General features: G+C 61.1%; 14 protein-coding genes. 9 read left to right on the top strand and 5 right to left on the bottom strand.

Going from position 1 to position 16,984, the window contains the following annotated elements:
* The first annotated feature begins 74 nt into the window (after positions 1 to 74).
* Positions 75 to 3,743 carry a flavoprotein gene (locus AC2FNZ_RS14900; protein ID WP_496841110.1) on the top strand — a complete coding sequence of 1,223 codons (3,669 nt, stop codon included), beginning with the start codon at positions 75 to 77 and terminating at the stop codon, positions 3,741 to 3,743.
* Here the strand turns inward: AC2FNZ_RS14900 and AC2FNZ_RS14895 are convergent.
* Positions 3,724 to 4,932, bottom strand: coding sequence for a hypothetical protein (locus tag AC2FNZ_RS14895; protein WP_496841109.1), 1,209 nt, complete (start codon positions 4,930 to 4,932; stop codon positions 3,724 to 3,726). The genes AC2FNZ_RS14900 and AC2FNZ_RS14895 overlap by 20 nt on opposite strands.
* A 5-nt stretch (positions 4,933 to 4,937) precedes the next feature.
* Entirely contained in the window at positions 4,938 to 8,237 is a 3,300-nt protein-coding gene (locus AC2FNZ_RS14890) for an adenylate/guanylate cyclase domain-containing protein (RefSeq protein WP_496841108.1), read from the bottom strand.
* Between the two features lie 281 nt (positions 8,238 to 8,518).
* Here AC2FNZ_RS14890 and napF point away from each other — a divergent pair, with 281 nt between their 5' ends.
* Genes napF through AC2FNZ_RS14850 form a run of 8 tightly spaced genes read left to right on the top strand, consistent with a single transcriptional unit; the run spans position 8,519 to position 15,016 of the window.
* Entirely contained in the window at positions 8,519 to 9,031 is a 513-nt protein-coding gene (gene napF, locus AC2FNZ_RS14885; RefSeq protein WP_170339549.1) for a ferredoxin-type protein NapF, read from the top strand.
* Entirely contained in the window at positions 9,028 to 9,321 is a 294-nt protein-coding gene (locus AC2FNZ_RS14880; protein WP_093964450.1) for a chaperone NapD, read from the top strand. Before napF ends, AC2FNZ_RS14880 begins: the two co-directional genes overlap by 4 nt.
* Positions 9,318 to 11,810: a nitrate reductase catalytic subunit NapA gene (napA, locus tag AC2FNZ_RS14875; RefSeq protein ID WP_496841107.1), complete on the top strand. Its 2,493-nt coding sequence runs from the start codon at positions 9,318 to 9,320 to the stop codon at positions 11,808 to 11,810. The genes AC2FNZ_RS14880 and napA overlap by 4 nt, the downstream gene beginning before the upstream one ends.
* Positions 11,811 to 11,837: 27 nt before the next feature.
* Positions 11,838 to 12,656 carry a ferredoxin-type protein NapG gene (gene napG, locus AC2FNZ_RS14870; protein WP_170454116.1) on the top strand — a complete coding sequence of 273 codons (819 nt, stop codon included), beginning with the start codon at positions 11,838 to 11,840 and terminating at the stop codon, positions 12,654 to 12,656.
* The gene (gene napH, locus AC2FNZ_RS14865) at positions 12,653 to 13,570 is read left to right on the top strand and encodes a quinol dehydrogenase ferredoxin subunit NapH (protein WP_496841106.1); all 918 of its coding nucleotides are present in this window, start codon (positions 12,653 to 12,655) and stop codon (positions 13,568 to 13,570) included. Before napG ends, napH begins: the two co-directional genes overlap by 4 nt.
* A gap of 12 nt (positions 13,571 to 13,582) precedes the next feature.
* Entirely contained in the window at positions 13,583 to 14,020 is a 438-nt protein-coding gene (locus tag AC2FNZ_RS14860) for a nitrate reductase cytochrome c-type subunit (protein ID WP_170339556.1), read from the top strand.
* Between the two features lie 30 nt (positions 14,021 to 14,050).
* The gene (locus AC2FNZ_RS14855) at positions 14,051 to 14,746 is read left to right on the top strand and encodes a NapC/NirT family cytochrome c (protein ID WP_170585062.1); all 696 of its coding nucleotides are present in this window, start codon (positions 14,051 to 14,053) and stop codon (positions 14,744 to 14,746) included.
* A 12-nt stretch (positions 14,747 to 14,758) separates the two neighbouring features.
* On the top strand, positions 14,759 to 15,016 hold the full coding sequence (locus AC2FNZ_RS14850) for a hypothetical protein (RefSeq protein ID WP_093964456.1): 258 nt from the start codon (positions 14,759 to 14,761) through the stop codon (positions 15,014 to 15,016).
* A gap of 15 nt (positions 15,017 to 15,031) precedes the next feature.
* Here the strand turns inward: AC2FNZ_RS14850 and AC2FNZ_RS14845 are convergent, their stop codons facing one another.
* From AC2FNZ_RS14845 to AC2FNZ_RS14835, 3 genes are all read right to left on the bottom strand, one after another.
* A complete protein-coding gene (locus AC2FNZ_RS14845; RefSeq protein WP_093964457.1) occupies positions 15,032 to 15,502 on the bottom strand; it encodes a phage holin family protein in 471 nt (156 codons plus the stop codon).
* An 11-nt stretch (positions 15,503 to 15,513) separates the two neighbouring features.
* Complete coding sequence (locus AC2FNZ_RS14840) at positions 15,514 to 15,789, bottom strand: hypothetical protein (protein ID WP_496841105.1); 276 nt, start codon at positions 15,787 to 15,789, stop codon at positions 15,514 to 15,516.
* A 72-nt stretch (positions 15,790 to 15,861) separates the two neighbouring features.
* Positions 15,862 to 16,944: an AI-2E family transporter gene (locus AC2FNZ_RS14835; RefSeq protein WP_496841104.1), complete on the bottom strand. Its 1,083-nt coding sequence runs from the start codon at positions 16,942 to 16,944 to the stop codon at positions 15,862 to 15,864.
* Between the last annotated feature and the right edge of the window lie 40 nt (positions 16,945 to 16,984).

Genomic DNA, 16,984 nt, shown 5'->3' with positions numbered 1-16,984 from the left:
AATGCTGATTTCAGGAAAGTGACCACGAAATACGAAACCATTGCGCCACTGACTTTTTGGGGGAGGAACTGGCCGTGACCACACAAACGATTTCCAATTCAAAACCGATTGAAGCCACATCTGCCGATTGGGAGAAGATATTCGCCGTCCTGCCCGGCGAAAAGGTGCGGCAGAGCGCCGAGCGGCTCAGGCAGCATTTCGATCTGTTCGAAGTTCTTGAGGACACGGTACTACCGCCGCGCGGGATGTATGTGGTTTTGGGCGGCATCGTGAAGCTGCGCCAGAACGACGTTGATCTGGCGACCGCCGATACCGGGGACTATTTCTACGAAGAGCATCTGGAGATCCGCGACATACCGGTCAGCCTGCAGGCTGTGGCCTTGCCCGGCACTCGGCTTGCCTTTCTGGCCAGTAACGAGTGGCTGGATATTCCCGCGGAAATTCGACGCGAATGCTACGCCACGCTGTTCGGCGATCTGGTCAGCGTGCATCTTCAGAATTTCCAGCAGCCGATCAACTGCTGCAGCGTGACCGCGGCCGCGCTGAGCATGTCGGCGCTGGGCTTCAGCTGCGAGGTGAACGACATCTTCCGGGTCTGCGAACTGCCCACCAGCTTTGTCGTCAATGACGGCATCTCGCTGGGTGAACTGTTCGACGTGGCCTGCACCTATATCCATTCGCAGGGTCTGCGCGACCTTGTGCAGGTCCAAGCCTATTTCATGGACGAGGCGACGACCTCGGTGCCGCTGCTGCTGGAGGCGATTGACGAATCCAACCGACTGGGTGGGGACAACGACATTCTGGTGGCGAATTTTCAGGTTGGTGTCGCGCATGGCAAGCCCACCATGCCCGGCGGCCATTTCGCGGTGATCGCCAAGTGCAACCCCAGCACCGGTCTGGTGCACATGATGGATGTGCATCCCGAAAAATACGGCAAGCTGTGGGTCACCACGATCGACCGCCTCTACGCGGCCATGTCCGACCGCGACGGCACCTCGATGCGGGCGCGCGGCCTGCTGAGGTTCTCCGCGCGCGAGGCGGTCAAGACCACGTTGCAGACTTTCCGGCAGGACTGCAACTATGTGGACAGCACCCGGTATCTGGCCCGCGACCCCAAGAAGCGCCGCAACCTGTTCCGGCGGGCCAGCCCAAACATGAACAGCCTGGGCGTCCTGGCGGAAAGCCTGCAGATACTGGGCGATGTCCAGGTCACCGAAGACAAGCTGCTGATCGCGACCCAGACCTCGTACACCGAGGCACTGAGCCGGGTTTCGACCGCCAAGAAGATGAGCGAGATGGCTCAACGGTATCTGGCTGGCACGTCCGAGGTGCATATCGGCAGCACGTTCCGCAGTTACGCGGAACGACCCGGCAAGGACAAAAGGTCGCCGCAAGACTGGTTCCGCGATCAGCTGCGCAGTCTGAACGAACATGAGGGGCGCCACCTGATGATCAACATCGACTTCAACCGCGTGTTGGGGTTCGAAGTGATCCGGCCGCCCGAAAACGTGTTCCGCGAGACGGCGCTGCTGGAAGAGTTCTGGTGCCTGTGCGTGGCCTATGACGAAAAGGCCGACCTTGTCACCGTCGTCGACATGAGCCCGGCCACATCGCAGGTCTGGCAGGCGCCACGCGGGCATATCTTTCGCGGGCTGCGCGACCTGAAAAGCCCGGCCATGCTGGTGATCGAAGAGACCCAGGCCCCGGAAGACCCCAGCGACGTCGCGCGGATCGTCCGGGAAAACCCGCTGGTTCTGTTCTACGAGGATGAGGACCCGTGGTCGAACATGCTGAAGAACATTCTGGCCAATATCGGCGCGACCGGTCTGAAATTGGTCGATGTCGCCGGGCACGGGGCCAACGCCATGAAGATGCGCCGGCAACTGGTGGCCGAAAGCAGCAAGGAAAAGGTGCCTTACCTGTTCTTCCAAGGGAAATGCCTGGGCAAGCGCAGCGACATCGTCGACATGATCCTGGACGGCAGCCTGCAGGAAGACATGAAGAAAGCCGGTCTGCCTGTCTTGCTGCGCCACGAGTCGCCGAGCCTCGACAAGAACATCTTCGGGTATCCCAAGGGCGGGTTGACAGCCCCGCCAAACGGTCGCCGGAACGTTCTGTTGTGCGCCTGCGGCTCGTCGGCTGCGGACAAGGTGCCACAGTTGGTCGCCCGGATCACCGAGGCAGGTCACAATGTGAAACTGATCCCTTCGGTTTCGGCCGAAAAGTTCTTTCGCGATATTGGGACCGACAAGGCCAGCGAGGCCCGCAAGGCAAAAAGGACCGGGAAGAAAACCAAGACGGTCGACGACTACATCACCCACAACGACTACTACCGCGACGATGACGAGTGGAACTTTCGCTATACCGAGTTCGGGATGCCCTTGCGCGCCTCGCATCTTGCGCTGTGCGACTGGGCCGATTGCGTGATCGTCGCGCCGGTCACCTGCAACACGATGGGCAAGATCGCCAACGGCATTGCAGACAACCTGCTAACCTCGGTCTTCGTGGCCTGGCAGTACCGCAACAAGCCGGCGATCCTTTGCCCGGCTTGCAACACCAACATGTGGAACAACGTCACCACCCAGAACAACGTCGAAAAGCTGCGCGATCTGGGGATTGATCTTGTGGGTCCCCGCAAGGGGCGCTTGTCGAACGGGATGATGGGCATCGGCATGATGGCCACGCCCGACCAGATCATGGAGGTGTTGGAAGAAGCCTTCGAAGAGCTGGAAAACCACGAACACAATATCTGCAAATGGGCGCAGGATGCTGCGGCTTCGGATGACTTCGCCCAATGGGAGCCCGTGTTTCAGGCCATAGATGATGGGGTCGCCGGTATCGACATTGTCGATGACCATAATGGCGACACGCTGCTGCACTATGCGGCCGGGGGCGAGGGCGAGCTGACCGAGAACGGGCAAGATCTGGGAAAACCGGACATCGAGGCGGCCAAAGCGCTGATCGCAAGAGGTATCAACGTGAACGCGGTCAATGACCACGGATTTACCAGCCTGCATGTCGCCGTGATGAACAACTCGGCCGAGATGGTCGAAACCCTGCTGGCGGCGGAGAGCATCGATGCGAGCCCTCTGATCCACTTTCTGCAGGATCCGGTGCGGTCTAGGGGCATCAGGGTGTCGGACGAGATCCGCGCGATGCTGGACGAATGGGCCAACACGCACGCCCTGTCAGAACCGGAAGAGGTGGAAGACGAAGACGACCTGATCGATGAGCGCGAAAAGACCTATCTGTATTTCACCTACGGATCGCTCAAGAAAGGATTTCCCAACCACGACGCTCATGCGGACGTTCTGGATGATTTCGTTGGACAGGCGGTCACTCGGCAGCCCATGCCCCTGATCGTTCCGAAAGAGCCGTTTTGCGACAACCCGAACTGTGCCTATCTGCACCGCATGGCCACACTGGTGGATCGCAAGGGTACTGGCCGTCCGATCAAGGGCGAGGTCTACCGGGTCACCTCGGGCGGGTTGAAGGAGTTGGACAAGCTCGAGGGCTTTCACGGACCAGGCGCGGCTGACAATGTCTATGTCCGCAAGCGGATCAATGTTCTGATGGATGGGGTCAAAAAACCGGCCTATGTCTACGTCATCGCCAATCCGGAAAAATACCTTGCCGAACTGGAAAGTGGTGCGTCCGAGTTGGTCGACGAATACTCGATCGACATGGCCACCGGGACGCTCAAGCCCGGGCATGAGGCGGCCGCTAGCCGTCCTGATGCGTGATGGCCTCGGGGGCATCCCTTGACGGAGGTGACTTGAGGCTGAGGTTGTAGGCGGTGATCGCGATCATGCAGCTCAGGACAAATGGCCAGAACGCGGCCTTTGGAATCAGGTTGTCACGATAGTGGATCAAGCGCAGCGACGGCGCGGACTCGGAGACGAACAGATAGGTGTTCACCGAGACCACAAGCAGCATGAAGTACATCAGGAAAAAGAAGGATTCCATGTAGATCACCGGTGACCCGGCAAAACCCTCGCGCAATTGCACATGGGCCAGCAGGATCACGAAGAACAGGACCGAGCAGGTGCCGATCACGCTTGAGGTGCTGAAATCGTGCCGTTCGACCAGGTTTGGCTTCCGCGTCACCGTCATTACGGCGCCGAACAGCAGCATCGTGACCACGATCAATGGGATCATGTGCACCACGAAGGCGTTCGCAAAATTGCGTTTTATGACAAAGTTGTAGTGCAGCTCGGGCAATCTGGTCTGAAACTCGTTCTGGTTGATGCCCAGCGTCGTGTCCAAATCAGACAGCTTGTAGTCAAAATAGGTATTTTCGCGTTCCCAGGTGCCCATGACGATGCGGTTGTCGATCCCGAAAATGTCCTTTGGCCCAGTCGCGGGATAGGCGTCGAAGTCGGGAACCAAGGCGACGTTCACGTCAAACCGGCCCGGCCAGAACCGCACCCAGACGGTTTTGTGGTCGAAAGGATAGCTGGTGTAGTCGAAGGACTGGCGCAGGGTCTGCTCAAAGTACCAGCCGATCACTTCGCCACCGGGTTCTGGCATCCGGTAGGCTTCTTCGATAAGGCCGCTCCCGACATCCACGGACTCGGGCAGAAGGAACCCGGCCTGACCGGGTTCGGGTTTGATCGCGTCATGGATGCCGGTTTGATAGTGTTGCCAGACATAACCCGTGACGTGGATATCGCTTGCATCGACGAAACTGAAGGATTTGAGGAATATTCCCGTCCTGACCCGATAATCCGGCGCGTTCTCCAGCGACTCGAGATAGGTATCGACCGAGGCCTGATCCGGCAATTGGGTCGGGTCCTGCTCGAAATGGTTCAGCGATGCCCAAAGGTAGAACAATACGGCCGTCAGTATCAGCGACACGAGGCCTGACAGGCCCCAGACCATTTTCTCGACCGTCATTCCGCGCCCCGTTTCTTCCTGTTGTTCTATCGTCATGCGGTTCATGCCGTCGGTTGACCGGCCATCCCGGCCACCGGGAAATCCAGATGCCCCATCAACGACCGCACCACGCCCAGATCGTCGAACTGTGATCGAAGTTCTGGAAACTCGGCGTGGTCAGACAGGGCGAGGCCCTGTTGCCCGGTCGCAGCCAGAAGGCGCGTGTGACGGATGGACAGATCGGCCATCGGCAGCGGTTCTGGGGCGGTGAACTCGGACAAGGCGTCGGCAAAGCGGATCGCGCGGTCCCAATCCTGGCGGGCCAGCATCACGGCGCAGGCATCTGCGTAGAAATGCAAGTGGCTATGCCCAACGCAGCCTTCACCCAGTATCCTGACGCCCTGATCCAACAAATCATCCTGGGCATCCGGATCGTCCAAAGCCAAGGCCAATGCCGACAGTGCCTTGGGGCCGACAAAGTTGCGGCCATGTTCCAATGCGATTTCCACGGCGCGCCGCCCCACCTGTTCAGCCTCGTGCCTTTGCCCGGCATAAACCTGCGCCCGGGCCAGATGTTCCAGCGCCTGAGCCTCGAGTCGCTTGGCACCGACGCGCTGGGCGATATCGGCGGATCGGATGAAGGCCTGCAGCGCGCCGTCCATGTCATCCTGAAAGGTGCACGCGACGCCCAAGCAGGTCTGCGCGACACATTCCGGCACGAAGGCAAAGTACTTCTGCGAGATTTCGATGGCTTCCTGCGCATCGGCCCGGCCCTGCGCCACGTCACCGGAGTAACTGCGGGCAACACTGAGATTGTGAAGGTTGGCGGCCAGGTCCCGGACCAATCCTTTGTCCCGCGCTCTTTCGACGGCCTGAGTGTAGAACCCTGCGGCGGTGCGCATTGCCGCATTCATGAAATTTGCATCGCCAAAGCCGCTGAGCGCGCCGACCTCAAGCCGAACGGATTCCAGCTTGCGCGCCAGCGTCAGCGCTTTTTCGTTGCTTTGCAGAGCATCCGAGACCCGTCCCAGCGGGAAATAGATGTTTCCGCGGACATAGCTGATCTGGGCCAGATCCCGTTCCGATCCGATGCGGTCAGCGGCGGCCTCGGCGATGTCGAGGCTGTGCAGCGCATCCTGGTACAAGCTGGCCTGGCGCGCGGCCTGTGCCAGACCGATATGAACGCGGCAGATCTGCGCGTCAGTCTCGGCCAGAGCGGCGGCTTCGTTGAATTCGCTCAGGGCCTCGTCCGACAGGCCCTGAAGGCGATGGGTTTCCGCCCGGGCACACATCAGGTCAAACCGGATACCCGGCGGCGCCGAAAGCTCGAGCGCGCGTTCGATCAGCGGGCTGGCCTCGTCAAACTGGAAGGCCTGGATCAGGTTTTCAGCGGCCTCCAGATAGGCTTCGGCTGCGTTGGAGGCGTCGGCACGGTCCAGGTGTTGGGCGCGCAAGGTGGCGTCCTTGCCTTCGTACCAGCTTGCTGCCTGCCGGTGCAGCCGGGCGCGCTCGGACTTGACCAACGTGGCGTAGGATCCGTCGCGGATCAGAGCATGCGCAAACATCAGATCTGCCCCGGCCTCGCGGATCAGAGCCGATCGGATCAGGTCGGACGTGTCCAGATGGCCTTCACCCAGCAGATAATTCAGAACTTCGGGCGAGAACCGCTGTCCCAGAACCGATGCTGCCTGAATCGCCGTTCTGCTACGACGATCCAACCCGTCCAGACGGGATTGCACGATGCCTTGGATGCTGCCGGGGACAGTGTCGCGGGTCAGGCCGTCGATATTGCGCAGCAGTTGCTCGAGAAACAGGGGATTGCCTCCGGCGCGTTGCACGCAGGTTTCCAACAGCTCGGGGTCGATGGCGGTGAATTCCTCGACCAGTTTCCGCGCCTGTTCGTCACCCATCGGTGACAGCTCCAGCTTGGATACCAGCGCACCGTCCGTTCCCATCTGCCATTCCCGATCGATCGGATCGCCTTCGACCCGACTGGTCATCATCAGAACGCAAGGCAAGTCCCGCGTCGCGGCAGCCATGTAAGAACACATGGTCAGAATGTCCGGTGGCGCCCAATGGATGTCCTCGACCTGGAGCAGAAGGGGGGCCTCGCGGCTGCGGGCCTGCAGCAGTTCGTCGATGACCTGTCGCCGACCCCGCATGCGTGCGGCGTTGTCCATCGCGGCATAGACTTCGGCCAGCCCGGGATCCTGTTCAAGTTCGAGCAAAGCGCTCAGATGGGCTGAACTGGCGGGGTTGATCCACCCCCGGTCGATCGCGTCATGAGCGGCCGCGGTGCTGGCATCGGAGTCGTCGGTCGGGTCGAGGCCCAGAAGGCTGCGGGCGATGGACTGGATGGCCGAATGTCCCTCGCGTGTGCCGAAATCCATCACCACGCCCCCGTGGATCGAATAGGACCGGTTTGCGGCCAGCTCGGCCACCTGTTCCGAAAAGTGGGTCTTGCCGATACCGGGTTCGCCAAGAATGATGTGAACCTCACCCTTTCCGTGGCGCTGGCACCGGTCGAATGTCGCCGAGAACAACGACATCTCGCGTTCCCGCCCGATGAATTTGTGGCGCCGCGTGCGAATGTTCCGGGCCAGACGGTCCAGACGCCAGATTCCGACCTCCTTGTTAAGGCCCTTGATTGCCTTGGTGCCGATCGCCTCGCCCACGAACAGTGGGCCAAGCGCGCGCTGGATGTCGTCCGACACCAGCGTTTGACCCGGCGCAGAAATGTCGGTCAGGCGGGACGCAAGATTCACGCCGTCCCCGGTCACGGTGTATTCGGTATGGGCCTCGCTTCCGGTGGTGCTGGCGATGACCTGCCCCGAGGCGATGCCGATATGGCCCGACAGGGGCGGGTCAAGTGTGGGCAGCGCGGCGTGAATCTCCAGCGCGGCGCGGGCCGCCCGTTCGGTGTCATTGGTGTGCGAGATCGGCGCCCCGAACACCGCCATGACGGCGTCTCCGATATGCTTGTCGATCCGGCCTCCAAATTTCTCGACGGCGCGATCAACCTTGCCGAAGAATGCATTCAGCAGCGCGTGCATGTCTTCGGCGTCGTGTTCGCTGGACAATTTGGTAAAGCCGGTCAGGTCCGCGAACAGAACAGTGACCTGACGTTTTGCCGGTTCCAGTTCGACCTCGGGTTCAAACGCGCCGACGGTTTCCGGGACGTCCAGCTCGGATATCGCGCGCAGCAACCGGCGACGGTCGCCGACGGCAGTCACCCCGATCTCGCGCAAATCCTCGCCCGTAAGTTCAGGAAGAATTGCAAAGTCGATTTTGTTTTCCGCGAACGCTTGGGCGTAATCGGACAACCCAAGGGCGCTCAGCCATTCCCTTAGGTCGCCAGACATTGGTGCCCTCAGAAGTATCCACCCGCAGGCAGCCTAGTACAGACCACCGGGTCGAGTCTGCATTTTTTATAGTAATATTCGATTGTGACTGCGCAATCCGCCGTTTCCGGATTTTCGGATCAGCTTTGTGCCGCGCCTTTCCAGAGTTGGATTTCAGGAAGGATTCGGTTGCTCAATCCATGAGCAAATCTGATCAAGATCAAGTCAGAGTTGACTCGTATCCGCTATCCACGCAGCATGAACGGAGTACCACAAATTTTTCTAGAACAGGTGGGCGGCACATGTCTGCAGTAGCCAGCAGGCGCGCGTTCCTGACAGGACGCCTGCCTCGCGAAGACGACAGCGTGAAGCGGCCGCCAGGAGCGGCGCGCGAAAACTTCCACGATCTCTGCACTCGATGCGGCGACTGTGTCTCGGTTTGCCCCGAGGATGTCCTGGCGATGGACGACGCGGGCTTGCCGGTGTTTCAGCCGCAGCAGGGTGGCTGCACCTTTTGCGGAGGCTGCGCGGATGCCTGCAAGACCGACGCATTGAGCCTGGACCGGTTCGCCGAGTGGCCGTGGCGCGCGAAAGTGTCCGACACCTGCCTTTCGGCAAATGGCGTCAGTTGCCGGGTGTGCCAGGACAGCTGCGATCAAGGGGCCATCCGATTCCGCCTTAAAACCGGAGGCCGCGCCGAAGTGAACCTGGACCTGGCATCATGTGTCGGTTGCGGGGCCTGCTCGGCCGCATGCCCGACCGGTGCCGTTTCCCTCGAGAGATACCAGCCCGCCACAGTGGAGGTGCGTGAATGAATATCTGTGGATGCCTGGTGCATGTCGCGCCGGACCAGACCTCAGCGGCACGGTCGGCGATGACCGCGTTCGACGGGGTCGAAATCCATGCCGAATCCGACGACAGCCGGTTCGTTGTCGTCGTCGAGGACACGCCGACACGGCTAGCGTCCGAGATCATCATGGACCTGCATCAGATCCCCGGGGTCGTTTCACTGACCCTGACTTATCACCATTTCGAAGATCTCGCGGAGACCCGTCCGCGTCCCGAAACTCCCAGCCAAGATTCCAGCCGGAGGCCCTTGTCATGACCATTTCCGAATCTCGCCGTACGTTTCTGAAAGCAACCGCCGCCGCCGCGACAGCGTCCGCGGCCGGTATCCCGCTGGCGACTGGCCAAGCTGCCGCCCAAGTCGCCAATGCCGACATCCGCTGGGACAAGGCACCTTGCCGGTTCTGCGGCACGGGCTGCTCGGTTCTGGTGGGCACCAAGGAAGACCGCGTGGTTGCCACGCAAGGCGACCCGGACGCTCCGGTGAACCGGGGGCTGAACTGCATCAAGGGCTATTTCCTGTCCAAGATCATGTACGGCAAGGACCGTCTGACCACCCCGTTGCTGCGCAAATCTAACGGCGTCTATGACAAGAACGGTGACTTCGAACCTGTCAGCTGGGACGAAGCCTTCGACGTGATGGCCGAGAAGTGGAAAGAGGCGCTGGCCAAGAAAGGCCCGACCAGCGTGGGCATGTTCGGCTCGGGACAGTGGACCGTGTGGGAGGGCTACGCTGCGGCCAAGTTGATGAAGGCCGGGTTCCGCACGAACAACATCGACCCGAACGCGCGGCACTGCATGGCCTCGGCCGTGGTGGGCTTCATGCGTACCTTCGGCATCGACGAGCCGATGGGCTGCTATGACGACCTCGAACATGCCGACACGTTCGTGCTGTGGGGCTCGAACATGGCCGAGATGCACCCGATCCTGTGGTCGCGCCTGACCGACACGCGCCTGACCAAGCCGGGCGCGCAGGTACATGTGCTGTCGACCTTCGAGCACCGCTCGTTCGAGCTGGCCGACAACGGTATCATCTTCAAGCCGCAGACCGATCTGGCGATCCTGAACTACATCGCAAACCACATCATCCAGACCGGCGCGGTGAACGAGGAGTTCGTCAAGAACCACGTCAACATCACCAAGACCGCTACCGACATCGGTTACGGCCTGCGCGAGACCAACCCGCTGCAACAGGCCGCTGCGAACCCGGACTCGGGCAAGCTGGAGCCGATCTCGTTCGAGGAATACGCCGCCTCGGTTGCCGACTACACGCTGGAGTACGTCTCCGAGTTGTCGGGCGTGCCGGCGAACCAGCTTGAGCAACTGGCCAAGGAATATGCCGACCCGAACCGCAAGGTCATGAGTCTGTGGACCATGGGCTTCAATCAGCACACCCGCGGGTCCTGGGTGAACTCGTTGATGTACAACGTGCACCTGCTGGTGGGCAAAATCTCCGAGCCGGGCAACTCGCCGTTCTCGCTGACCGGTCAGCCTTCGGCCTGTGGCACCGCGCGCGAGGTTGGCACTTTTGCACACCGTCTGCCCGCCGACATGGTGGTGACCAATGATGAACACCGCAAGATCACCGAGACCAAGTGGAACATTCCCGCAGGCACCATTCCGCCCAAGCCGGGTTTCCACGCGGTTCTGCAGAACCGCAAGCTGAAGGATGGTGACCTGAACGTCTATTGGGTGCAGTGCAACAACAACATGCAGGCCGCGCCCAATATCAACGAGGAAGGCTATCCCGGCTATCGCAACCCAGAAAACTTCATCGTCGTATCGGATCCGTACCCAACGGTGACTGCCGTTGCGGCCGACCTGATCCTGCCCACCGCCATGTGGGTCGAGAAAGAAGGCGCCTATGGCAACGCCGAACGCCGCACCCAGTTCTGGCGTCAGCAGGTCAAGGCCCCGGGCGAGGCCAAGTCGGACCTGTGGCAGCTGATGGAGTTCTCGAAACGCTTCACCGTCGAGGAGGTTTGGGACGAAGAGCTGCTGGCCAAGATGCCCGAGCATCGCGGCAAGACCCTGTTCGACGTGCTGTTTGCCAACGGCAAGATCGACCAGTATTCGCTGTCGGAAACCGCCGAAGGGTTCCACAACGATGAGTCCGAGCATTTCGGCTTCTACGTCCAGAAGGGCCTGTTCGAGGAATATGCCAACTTTGGCCGCGGCCACGGGCACGATCTGGCGCCCTTCGAAACCTATCATCAGGCTCGCGGGTTGCGCTGGCCGGTCGTGGACGGGAAAGAGACGCTCTATCGCTTCCGCGAGGGCTACGATTCCTATGTGCCTGAGGGTGCCGGCGTCAAATTCTATGGTCACAAAGACGGCAAGGCCAAAATCATCTTTGCGCCCTACGAACCGGCAGCAGAGGAGCCGGACGAAGAGTTCGATCTGTGGCTGTGCACCGGCCGGGTGCTGGAGCACTGGCATTCCGGGTCGATGACCCGCCGCGTACCGGAGCTTCACCGCGCCTTCCCCGCCGCCGTGGTGTTCATGCACCCCGAGGACGCCAAGGAACGCGGTGTGCGCCGCGGGCAGGAGATCGTGCTGTCCACGCGCCGCGGCGAGGTGATCAGCCGGGTCGAGACCCGCGGGCGCAACAAGGTGCCGCGTGGCCTCGTGTTCATGCCGTGGTTCGACGAGGGCCAGCTTACCAACAAGCTGACGCTGGATGCGACCTGCCCGCTGTCCAAAGAGACGGACTTCAAGAAATGCGCCTGCAAGGTCGAGCGGGCGTAAGGACAGGGGGCGCAAAGGTCGCGTGTGATGTCTCTGGTCGGCAAACCTCTTTCGCCGCAACGGCGCCGGTTCCTGCAGGACTCGGCGCGCGCGGCGGGTGGCTGTCTGGTCGCCGGGTCGGTGCTGGCCTATCTGGCCCGCGACGCCCGCGCCCTGCCAGCCGAGGCCTTGCGCCCACCGGGGGCGTTGCCCGAAGATGGCTTTCTGGGGGCCTGCATCCGCTGCGGGCTTTGCGTCCGCGATTGCCCCTATGACACGCTGAAGCTGGCCGAGTTGGGCGTCGATGCGGTGGCGACCGGTACGCCGTATTTCATCGCCCGCGACGTGCCCTGCGAAATGTGCGAAGACATCCCCTGTGTTGCGGCCTGCCCGACCGGGGCGCTGGACAAGGGGTTGCAGGACATTGACGACGCCAAGATGGGTGTTGCGGTTCTTGTGGACCAGGAGAACTGCCTGAACTTCCTGGGGCTGCGCTGCGACGTGTGCTATCGGGTCTGCCCCGTCATCGACGAGGCGATCACGCTGGAGTTGTCGCACAACGACCGGTCCGGCCACCATGCGATCTTTGCACCGACGGTTCATGCCGACCGCTGCACCGGCTGCGGCGTCTGCGAGAAAAGCTGCGTTCTGCCCGAGGCAGCGATCAAGGTTTTGCCCGCCCGCCTGGCGCGCGGCAGTTCGGCCGAACATTACCGCAAGGGATGGGAAGAAAAGGCCGAAAAGGGCGGGCCGCTGGTCGAAGGCATCATCGATCTGCCCGATCGCCTGCCCGGACCGGGCGCGGACAACCTTGCCGCGCCGGGCGGATACGAACCGGGCTACAACCTTCCGGGGGCAGGCCAATGACGGCGCGGACACATATGCCCGTCGGGCACGAGGCCCGCGAGGTCAAGGGATGGTTCGGCGCTCATCGGTTCCTGCTGCTGCGGCGGTTCAGTCAGCTGTTCTTTCTGGTCCTGTTCCTGCTGGGGCCGTGGTTCGGCATCTGGATCGTCAAGGGCACGCTGGCCGGTTCGCTGACGTTGAACGTGCTGCCGCTGACCGATCCGTTCATCCTGCTGCAGGGGCTGGTGGCCGGCCACTGGCCGGAAATGACCGCTTTGATCGGCGGGCTGATCGTGCTGTTGGCCTATGCGCTGATCGGAGGGCGGGTCTATTGCTCGTGGGTGTGCCCGATCAACCCGGTCACGGATGCCGCGCATTGGCTGCACCGTCGGCTGGATCTGCCCAAAGGCTGGCAGCCCAAACGCAGCACCCGGCTGTGGATTTTGGCGACCGTTTTGATCGTGTCCGCCCTGACCGGCGTGATTGCATGGGAACTGGTGAACCCCATCACCATGCTGCACCGCGGGCTGGTCTTTGGCATGGGTTTTGTCTGGGCGATGGTCGTGGCGATCTTTGTCTTTGACCTGTTCGTGGCCCGGCATGGCTGGTGTGGCCATATCTGCCCGGTCGGGGCCTTCTACGGCCTGATCGGCGCCAAAAGCCTGCTGCGGGTCAGCGCCACCAACCGTGCCGCCTGTGACGACTGCATGGATTGCTATGCGGTCTGCCCGGAAAACCAGGTGATCTCGCCCGCACTGAAGGGCAAGCCGGGATCCAGCCCGCTGATCCTGTCGCCCGATTGCACCACATGTGGCCGCTGCATCGATGTGTGCTCGGTCGATGTCTTCAAACTTACCCACCGGTTCGATGACGCCGTCGTCGCGCCACCCGATCCAGCCGCCGCGCCAGAACCGCGCGCCGCCAGACCTGCCTAAGGGAGTGCCAAGATGAAAAAATCAATAGCGACAGGCGCAATAGCCCTGATCCCTGTTCTTCTTGTGACCGGGCTTGCCTTTGCGCAATCCGCGTCCGTGACCACGTTGCGAGGCGTGGACATCGATGATCCGGCCATCCTAGATGATGTGCACCGCAACATCGAAGGGCGCATGCAGCGCAACTATCGCCAGCAGCCTCCGCTGATTCCGCACAAGATCGACCAGTACCAAATCGACATCCGCACCAATCAGTGCCTGTCCTGCCACGACTGGACCAAGGCCGGTGAGCGCAACGCGCCGACCCTGTCGATGACCCACTATCTGGATCGCGAAGGCAACGAGCTCGATCAGATCGCGGGCACCCGGTATTTCTGCAACCAGTGCCATGTGCCGCAGGCGGATGCGCCGGCCCTGGTCGACAACCTGTTCCAGCCCTCGGCCGGAAACTGATCCAGCTTTGGACTGAAAGGAGCACCGAATATGGCAGACTCTCCTGAAAAGCGCGGCTTGATCGGTCGCATCTGGGCGTGGATCTGGACACCGGCCGCCGCGTTCAGCGCAGGCTTTCTGGTTCTGGCGGGCTTTCTGGCCGGCATCCTGTTCTGGGGTGGGTTCCACTGGACGCTTGAGATGACGAATACCGAAGAATTCTGCGTCTCGTGCCACACGATGGAAACCAACCTTGGCGAATACCGGGAAACCATCCACTACAACAACCATTCCGGCGTACGGGCCATCTGTTCCGATTGCCACGTGCCCAAGGAATGGAGCTTCAAAATCGAAGCCAAGATCATGGCGGTGAAAGACGTCTATCACGAGCTGGTCGGCACCATCAGCACGCCCGAGAAATACGAGGATCACCGCCTGCAGATGGCCTCGGCCGTGTGGAAAAAGATGAAGGCCTCGGACAGCCGCGAATGCCGCAACTGTCACAATTTCGAATACATGGACTTCACCATTCAGGAGACGCGCGCCGCCAACGAACACCAGCGTGCGATCGACGAGAACATGACCTGCATCGACTGCCACCAGGGCATCGCGCACAGCCTGCCGCCGGGCTATCTGGAGGAGTATCAGAAAGTGGTCGCCTCGCTGGATCCGGTGACCGGCACCGAGGTGGCGCAGAGTACCGGCGCGGCCGAGATCCGGTCATTCCTGAACAGCACATCCGACTAGGAGTGGCACGACATGCTTGAGATTCTTGGAACAATCGGCGGCAACATCCTGAGCCTGCCCGGCATTCTGGGCCTTGCGGTGGGCATGATGACCCGCCAACTGTGGTTGGCCGCGACCATGGGCGCGGTGATCGGAATACTGGAAACGCTGGCTTTTGCGCATTGGACCTTTGCCAAGGTCGAGCCCATGGAACTGATCATCGGCGTTTTGGTCGGTGTGTGCGCCAGCAGCATTGGTTGCTTGATCCGCCAAAAAGGAGCGACGGTCTAGGGCGGCAGTCGCCGCCTACTCTTTGCGGTTCTTCAGGTGTTTCAGAACGGCGCTTGCGATCATTGTCACCAACCCGGGGGCAATCGTTCCCAGAGGGTCGCGCGAGACGGTTTTCAGGTCGCGAACCGTCTCGCGAGCCTCTGACATCATGTCCTGAACCTCGGCCTCGATATCGCCGATCGCCATGTCGCGCAGCTCTGCTACTGGCGTAGTGTCGGCCTCGGCGCTGACCGAGTTGGCGATGGCCGCGAGTATCAGCGCCACGATCAGGTTGATCAGGGCGATGACCAAGGCAGCCAACGGCTTGGACATCACTGACGCCAGAGCAAGATAGCCCGCGACATTCAGCATGATTATGGCCAATCCGCCCGCCAATCCGGCTGCGGCGAAAAAGCCCGCGCGTTTGGCCAAGACGGTCATGTTCCGCTGAGCGATCAGCCGTTCGGTGCGCAGGATGATGGAAATGTTTCGGGAAATACGGCTCATCTGACTGTCTCCTACCTGGACCGACCGATCACGTAGCCCAGAGCAAAAACGCCCAGGGCGAACAGGATGGCTTTCTTGTGTGGCATGGCATCCAGCTCGGCCAGCGCGGTCTCTATCTCACCGGACCAGTCTTCGAACTCGGCCGACAACTTATCGGGAATGTCCTGGACGGCCTCTTTCACCTTTTCGCCCGCCTTGCGCGCGCCCGACTTTCTGTCCTCGGCCTGCTCTTCAAGCTGTCGCTTCAACTCAGCGACCTGCTGTTCAAGTTCCGCTTTGGTAACCATTGGCGTTGTCCTTTCGTGAAGCGGCCAGTCGCGCGGGCGATGGGCCGATAATCCGGATTGGCAGCATCGAGATCAGCCCTTGGGACCCACACGGCCATCGCCCGACATCAGTATGGCGATGGGGCGGGTGGCCGGAATGTGGGTCAGAATGATCATGATGCAGACAGTGATCGGAACGCTCATCAGCGCACCGGGAATGCCCCAGATCGCGGTCCAGAATGTCAGGGCCAGTATGACCATGAGCGGGGACAGGTTCAGGCTTTTGCCCAGCAAGGTCGGCTCGAGAATATTGCCGACCGAGAATTGCACGGCCCCGCACCCCAACAGCACCATCAGGAACGGGCTAAGCTCCTCGAACTGGACAAGAGCGACCAGAGAGGGCAGGGCGACACCGATGATGGATCCGACCGTGGGGATGAAATTCAACAGAAAGGCCAGAACCGCCCAGGTCTCGGCGAAATCCAACCCGACCGCCCACATGACAAGAAAGCTGCCGAACCCGGTTAGCGCGCTGACGAAAGTCTTGATCCCGACATAACGCTGGATGCTGGCGGACGTGCTGTGCAGCACGTTGCGAACTTTGTTGGCAAGCGTTGGATCCGAGATCGCGAGGTCAATCTTGGTCTGCATCGGCAGGCGTTCGACCAGCATGAACGGCACATAGAGCAGCACAAGGAAAAAGGCGCTGAGAAAGGCGCCAGCGGACCCGATGATGCTGCCGGCAAAACCCGACAGGTTGATCTGGCTCAGCGCTTTCTGGGCCGCGGCATAGTTCTCGTTGCCGACGAGGGCGACAAGTTTTGCCAGAATACCGGACAGGCGCTCTTCGTATTTCGGAAAAGCCTCGGACACCAGACCGGCCTGGCTGGACAGGATCGACAGGATGATCAGCAATCCAAACAGGATCAGGCACAAGGCCCCAAGATGCGCCATCCATTTCGGTACGGAATGGCCCAGAATGACGATCCGGTGGATCCGGTCAGATGTTGCAGTGAGCAGCACAAACAACAGTATGGCGAAGGAAAGCGGTATCAGAACCGAGGACGCCAGCACCAATGACGCGATGGTCAGAAACAGCAGAACAACCAGCTGATACCAGAAGGTCAGCCCAAGCTTGCCCGCGCGCTGGTTGTCGGCCTTGGGTTGAGTTGCCATGCACGTCTCCTGCGGGCTCAGCGCCGTTGCGGCCCGCCAC

The sequence above is a fragment of the Ruegeria sp. SAZA006 genome, from assembly GCF_059613465.1.
This window is presented reverse-complemented; position numbering and strand designations above follow the sequence as displayed.

Excerpts from the sequence above, each read along its gene's own strand:
- napH (WP_496841106.1), top strand. The coding sequence starts at position 12,653 with ATGACGGCGCGGACACATATGCCCGTCGGGCACGAGGCCCGCGAGGTC.
- napG (WP_170454116.1), top strand. The coding sequence starts at position 11,838 with ATGTCTCTGGTCGGCAAACCTCTTTCGCCGCAACGGCGCCGGTTCCTG.
- AC2FNZ_RS14845 (WP_093964457.1), bottom strand. The coding sequence starts at position 15,502 with ATGAGCCGTATTTCCCGAAACATTTCCATCATCCTGCGCACCGAACGG.
- AC2FNZ_RS14840 (WP_496841105.1), bottom strand. The coding sequence starts at position 15,789 with ATGGTTACCAAAGCGGAACTTGAACAGCAGGTCGCTGAGTTGAAGCGA.
- AC2FNZ_RS14890 (WP_496841108.1), bottom strand. The coding sequence starts at position 8,237 with ATGTCTGGCGACCTAAGGGAATGGCTGAGCGCCCTTGGGTTGTCCGAT.
- AC2FNZ_RS14850 (WP_093964456.1), top strand. The coding sequence starts at position 14,759 with ATGCTTGAGATTCTTGGAACAATCGGCGGCAACATCCTGAGCCTGCCC.
- AC2FNZ_RS14895 (WP_496841109.1), bottom strand. The coding sequence starts at position 4,932 with ATGACGATAGAACAACAGGAAGAAACGGGGCGCGGAATGACGGTCGAG.
- AC2FNZ_RS14860 (WP_170339556.1), top strand. The coding sequence starts at position 13,583 with ATGAAAAAATCAATAGCGACAGGCGCAATAGCCCTGATCCCTGTTCTT.
- napF (WP_170339549.1), top strand. The coding sequence starts at position 8,519 with ATGTCTGCAGTAGCCAGCAGGCGCGCGTTCCTGACAGGACGCCTGCCT.
- napA (WP_496841107.1), top strand. The coding sequence starts at position 9,318 with ATGACCATTTCCGAATCTCGCCGTACGTTTCTGAAAGCAACCGCCGCC.
- AC2FNZ_RS14835 (WP_496841104.1), bottom strand. The coding sequence starts at position 16,944 with ATGGCAACTCAACCCAAGGCCGACAACCAGCGCGCGGGCAAGCTTGGG.
- AC2FNZ_RS14855 (WP_170585062.1), top strand. The coding sequence starts at position 14,051 with ATGGCAGACTCTCCTGAAAAGCGCGGCTTGATCGGTCGCATCTGGGCG.
- AC2FNZ_RS14880 (WP_093964450.1), top strand. The coding sequence starts at position 9,028 with ATGAATATCTGTGGATGCCTGGTGCATGTCGCGCCGGACCAGACCTCA.